4 protein-coding genes are annotated in these 5,917 nt (G+C 28.4%); all 4 read left to right on the top strand.

Annotated features, from left to right (window positions below; genetic code table 11):
* Positions 1–67: 67 nt before the first annotated feature.
* The 4 genes from NSA58_RS14475 to NSA58_RS14490 all read left to right on the top strand — a co-directional run bounded on the left by NSA58_RS14475 (position 68) and on the right by NSA58_RS14490 (position 5,810).
* On the top strand, positions 68–2,068 hold the full coding sequence (locus NSA58_RS14475) for a fructose-bisphosphatase class III (protein ID WP_039678547.1): 2,001 nt from the start codon (positions 68–70) through the stop codon (positions 2,066–2,068).
* Between the two features lie 253 nt (positions 2,069–2,321).
* Entirely contained in the window at positions 2,322–3,536 is a 1,215-nt protein-coding gene (locus NSA58_RS14480; RefSeq protein ID WP_039678548.1) for a carboxylate--amine ligase, read from the top strand.
* Positions 3,537–3,548: 12 nt separating this feature from the next.
* Positions 3,549–4,250: a cysteate racemase gene (gene cuyB, locus NSA58_RS14485; protein WP_039678549.1), complete on the top strand. Its 702-nt coding sequence runs from the start codon at positions 3,549–3,551 to the stop codon at positions 4,248–4,250.
* Between the two features lie 45 nt (positions 4,251–4,295).
* Complete coding sequence (locus tag NSA58_RS14490; protein ID WP_039678550.1) at positions 4,296–5,810, top strand: UDP-N-acetylmuramoyl-L-alanyl-D-glutamate--2,6-diaminopimelate ligase; 1,515 nt, start codon at positions 4,296–4,298, stop codon at positions 5,808–5,810.
* The last annotated feature ends 107 nt before the right edge of the window (positions 5,811–5,917 follow it).

The raw sequence follows: 5,917 nt of genomic DNA on the forward strand, positions 1-5,917 counted from the left end.
AAAAAATTAATTTGTTAAACTATGTTATAATTATTTTAGTAATAAAATTAATATGGAGGAATTTTGAATGAAAGAAATATATGAAGTTTCAGATGATTATTTAAACAGCCAACTTAAATATTTAAAATTATTATCGAAGCAATATTCAAGCATATCAAAAGCAAGCGCTGAAATTATAAATTTAAAAGCAATATTAAATCTTCCAAAAGGTACAGAACATTTTCTGTCAGATATTCATGGAGAATATGAACCTTTTGTTCATGTATTAAAAAATGCGTCAGGAGTAGTTAAAAGAAAAATAGAAGAATTGTTTGGCAATTCTATGATAGAAAGTGAACGTAGAAGGCTGGCTACTCTTGTATATTATCCAGAACAAAAACTAGATTTAATTGAAAAACAAGAAAGTCAAAAAGAGATAGAGGATTTCTATAGAATAACTATTCATAGATTAATTGAGCTTTTAAGATATGCTTCTAGTAAATATACAAGATCAAAAGTAAGAAAGTTCCTTCCAGAAGATTTCAAATATATTATAGAGGAACTATTGCACCCAGATTCATCTAGCCCTCATAAAGATGAGTATTATAAAAGTATAGTAGATAACATAATAGAAATTGATAGGGCAAGAGTGTTTATTATAGAGGTATCTAAAGCAATACAAAAGCTTGTTATAGATAGATTACATATAGTTGGAGATATTTACGATAGGGGGCCAAGACCCGATGTTATTATGGACACTTTAATGAATTATCACAATGTGGATATACAATGGGGAAATCATGATATTTTATGGATGGGGGCTGCAGCAGGCCAAAAAGTATGTGTAGCAAATGCCATAAGAATATCTGCTAGATATGCCAACTTAGACATAGTAGAAGATATTTATGGAGTTAATATATTACCTCTTGCAACATTTGCTTTAGAAGTATATAAAGATGACCCTTGTGTAGAGTTTATGCCAAAAATGAGTGATGATGAAGCTTCTACAACAGAAAAATCACTAATAGCGAAAATGCATAAGGCAATTAGTATAATTCAGTTTAAGCTAGAGGCAGAAATAATTAAAAGAAGACCGGAGTTTGAAATGGATCATAGATTATTATTAAGCAAGGTAAACTATGATGAAGGAACAATAGAACTTAAAGGAAAAACTTATAAATTAAAAGATACTAATTTTCCAACAATAGATCCGAAAGATCCTTATAAATTAACGCCGAGAGAAGAAATAGTAATAGAAAAGTTGGCTACATCTTTTGAGAACAGTGATAAACTACAAAAACATGTGGGATTTTTATTTTCAAAGGGAAGTATCTATTTAAAAACTAATGGTAATTTACTAGTTCATGGTTGTATACCTTTAACTGATGATGGAGATTTTATGTCTATGAAAATTGACAATAAAGAATATAAAGGTAGAGAGCTGATGGATAAGATGGAATCTTACATTAGAAAGGGCTATTTCTTTGATAAAAACCATCCAGAAAAAGAATATGGCAAAGATATGATGTGGTATTTATGGACAGGAAAATGTTCATCCTTATTTGGAAAAGATGACATGACAACTTATGAAAGATATTTTATAGCTGAAAAAGAAGCACAAAAAGAAAATAAAAATCCATATTATACTTTACGAGAAGAAGATGAAGTTTTGAAGAATATATTTGATGAGTTTGAACTAGATTTTCAAAGTGGCCATATAATTAATGGTCATGTACCAGTAAAAAGTAAAAATGGTGAAAGTCCTGTAAAAGCTGGAGGAAGAATTCTAGCTATTGATGGTGGATTTTCTAGAGCTTATCAAGGAAAAACAGGAATAGCAGGATATACATTAATATATAACTCTCAAATGATGCAACTTGTATCACATGAACCTTTTTCATCAGCTGAAGATTCTATTTTATATGAAAAAGATATATTATCTACATCTATAATAGTTGAAAATAGAGCAAATAGAATGTTTGTAAGAGACACCTATGATGGTATGAAAATTCAACAAGAGGTAAATGATTTGAAAATGTTAATAATCGCTTATAAAAAAGGTTTAATAAAAGAAAAGCAAAACTTATAAATTAAAAAAACTATCTCCTTAAAAATATTAAGAGAGATAGTTTTTTTAGTTTATAAAAAGTATTATATTTTTAAATATGTAAGCAATAATAAAAAAGAAGATAGAAATTATACTACATAAAGTAAAGAAGCATTAGCAGAAATCTTGAAATTTCAACTCATTACACGTATTTTGAAATAGTCATTTTTTTGACAGATTGTAAGAAATAAAGTATAATAACCAATGTATTTAAAAAGAATAAGAGGTGGATGAAGTGGATAAGATTAAAATTCAACCTGTATTGGTTGGTGGAGATATAAACTGTTACTCTGTTGCAAGAGCTTATCATGAAGCTTATGGAGTTAAATCAATAGCTTTTGGGAAAATGCTACTTGGAGCAACAAAGGATAGTAATATAATAGATTTTAGAGTAGACCCTAATATGGGAAATAAAGATGAGTTTATACAGGTTTTATTAAAAACTGCAGATGAACTTTCTGAGCCAAATAAAAAACTTATAATTCACGGATGTACTGATGAGTATGCAGAATTAATAATAGATTATAGAGATGTTTTATCAGAAAAATATATAGTACCTTATATAGGTGCAGAACTTAAAGATAAGTTAATAGAAAAAGAATTATTCTACAATATGTGTGAAGAATATGGATTAGATTATCCAAAAACATATATATACAATAAAGGTGATGAAATAAGAGACTTTGGATTTAACTATCCAGTTATATTAAAAGCATCTGATAGTATATCATTCTTCCAAAATGCTTTCGAAGGAATGAACAAAGCTTATCTTATACAAGATGAAGAAGAATTTAAAAGAGAAATAGAAAAAATATATTCTCATGGTTATGAAAAATCTATGATAGTTCAAGATTTCATACCTGGAGATGACTCACATATGAGAGTTTTAACTTGCTACTCAGATCAAAATGGTAAAGTTAAAATGCAATGTTTAGGACATGTTTTATTAGAAGAACATACTCCAAAGGGAATAGGAAATCATGCTGCAATCATTACTGAATATGACGAAGAAGTTATGAATAAATTCAGAAACTTCTTAGAGAGTATTAACTATACTGGATATTCAAACTTTGATATAAAATATGATGCAAGAGATAATAAATACAAAGTATTTGAAATAAACTTAAGACAAGGTAGAAGTAACTACTATGTAACATCTTCAGGAAATAACATAGCTAAATTTGTTGTGGAAGATAGAGTTTACAATAAAGAGTTAGATTTAAAAATACAAAAAGAACCTTTCTTCTGGAGATGTATACCAAAAGAAGTAGTTTATAAATATGTTAAAAATCAAGAGTTAGTTAACAAATGTAAACAATTAGATGCTGCAGGAAAATCTGCTACATCATTTGGATATGAAGCTGACTTAAAAGGTAATTTTAAAAGAAGATGGTATATATTCTTATACTATGTAAATCAATTTAGAAAATTTAAAAAATATTGCAAGTAGATTGGTGATAATATGAAAAATATAACTGTAGGTGTTTTAGGCGGCCTAGGACCTATGGCTTCTGTATATTTTTATGATATGGTTGTAAATATGACAGATGCAAAGACTGACCAAGAACATGTGGATATGATAATAACAAATAGAGCGACTACACCAGATAGAACAGCTTTTATAGTTGGAAGTTCTGATGAAGACCCATCAAATATATTAATAGATGATGCAAAAAAATTAGAAAAATATGGTGTGGATTTTATTGTGATGACATGCAACACAGCCCATTACTTCTATGAAAAAATAGCAAGAAGTGTTAATTTACCTTTAGTAAATATAGTAGAAGAAACCATAAAACATGCTAAAGCTACTAATCACAAAAAACTAGGTATTCTTGCTACTACTGGAAATATAAAAACTAGCTTATACCAAAATATGTGTGAGAAGTATGATATGAAATACTTAACATTAGATGAAAATAGACAGTCTAAAGTAATGGAAATAATTTATGATGACATAAAAAGTGGTAAACCAGCTGACATGGACAAGTTTAATTCCATAGTTGATTATTTAAAAGAAAATGATTGTGATGGAGTTATTCTTGGCTGTACAGAATTATCAATATTAAAAAATGACAATGAATTAGATGGAAATTTTTATATAGATTCCCTAGAAGTTCTTGCTAGAGAAACTATAGTAAGAAGTGGAAGAAAACTAAAATAGAGTAGGTTACCTACTCTATTTTTAAAATTAGAGAGGAAGTATATTATGAAGTTATTTAAACTAATGGAAGATGTAAGCTTTACATCTAACTTACCTTTAGAAAAAATTAATGAAATTGAAATAAAAGATATAGCATATAACTCTAGAAGCTGTAAAGAAGGTTTTATATTTGTTGCTCTTATTGGAGAAACTGTAGATGGCCATAGATTTGTGAAAAATGCTTATGATAATGGAGCTAGAGTATTTTTACTACAAAAAGGAATGGAATCTAATAAATCTGTTATGGAATTGCCATGTGATGCAGTGAAATTATTTGTTGAAGATAGCAGAATCAGTTTATCAAGAATATCACATAACTTTTTTGAAAAACCTTCTAATGTATTAAAAATAATAGGTGTTACAGGAACTAAGGGAAAAACAACTATAACAAATTATATTGCTACTGTTTTAAATGAATCTGGAGTTAATACTGGAGTAATAGGAACTAATGGGACTTTCTTTAATGGAACTTATGAAGTTACTGCAAATACTACTCCAGAAAGCTATGAGTTACACAGAATATTTAGAAAAATGTTAGATAATGGGGTAAAATGTGTTTCTATGGAAGTTTCTTCTGGTGGAATAATGCAAAATAGAGTAGAAGATGTTGATTTTGATGTAGCAATATTCTCAAACTTATCCCCAGACCACATAGGTCCAAAGGAGCATCCAACATTTGAACACTATTTACAATGTAAAGCAAGATTGTTTAAAATGGCTAAGCATGGAATAATAAATGTGGATGATGAATATGCAAAAGATATAATAAAAGCAGCAACTTGTGATGTAGAGACTTTTGCTATAGAAAATAATGCAGATTTAACTGCAAATAATATAAGATACTCAAAAGAGATAGACTCTCTTGGTGTAAGTTTTGATTGTAATACTAGATTTGAAACTTTCCCATGTTTTATATGTTCTCCAGGAACTTTTAGTATCTATAATGCACTGGCAGTTATAGCGGTGTGCAAATATTTAGATGTAAAAAGAGAGATAATGATAGATGCATTAAAAAATGCCAAAGTTAGTGGTAGAGTAGAAGTTTTATCAATTCTTCCTTATGCAACAGTAATTGTTGATTATGCTCACAATGGTGTTAGTTTAGAAAATATATTACAAACACTTAAAAATTACGATCACCAAAGGTTAGTATGCTTATTTGGTTCAGTAGGTGGAAGAACAGAGATAAGAAGAAAAGAACTAGGTGATGTGGCTGCTCGTGAATGTGATTTAGCAATACTTACATCAGATAACCCAGACTATGAGGAGCCTATGAATGTAATAAATGATATAGCAGAATCTTTTGAAGGATCTTCTTGTGAAGTAATAAAAATAGCAGATAGAGAAGAAGCTATAAAATATGCTATTAGAAATGCTCAAGAAGGAGATATGATAGTATTTGCAGGAAAAGGTCATGAAAAATACCAATTAATAAATGGAGAAAAGTTACCTTTTGATGAAATAGCAATAGCTAAAGATGAAGCAAAAAAAGTAATAGAAGAAAAAGAATTATTAGCTTAGTTAATAATTTAATATATTAAATAAAGTAGTGTCTTTAATATATTAAAAAGAGCTATTGGAAAACAATAAACATTGTTTTCCAATAGCTCTTTTTTAGCATTAAGAAA

This window comes from Terrisporobacter muris (assembly GCF_024621905.1).
GTDB classification, from domain to species: Bacteria; Bacillota; Clostridia; order Peptostreptococcales; family Peptostreptococcaceae; genus Terrisporobacter; species Terrisporobacter muris.

Excerpts from the sequence above, each read along its gene's own strand:
- NSA58_RS14475 (WP_039678547.1), top strand. The coding sequence starts at position 68 with ATGAAAGAAATATATGAAGTTTCAGATGATTATTTAAACAGCCAACTT.
- cuyB (WP_039678549.1), top strand. The coding sequence starts at position 3,549 with ATGAAAAATATAACTGTAGGTGTTTTAGGCGGCCTAGGACCTATGGCT.
- NSA58_RS14490 (WP_039678550.1), top strand. The coding sequence starts at position 4,296 with ATGAAGTTATTTAAACTAATGGAAGATGTAAGCTTTACATCTAACTTA.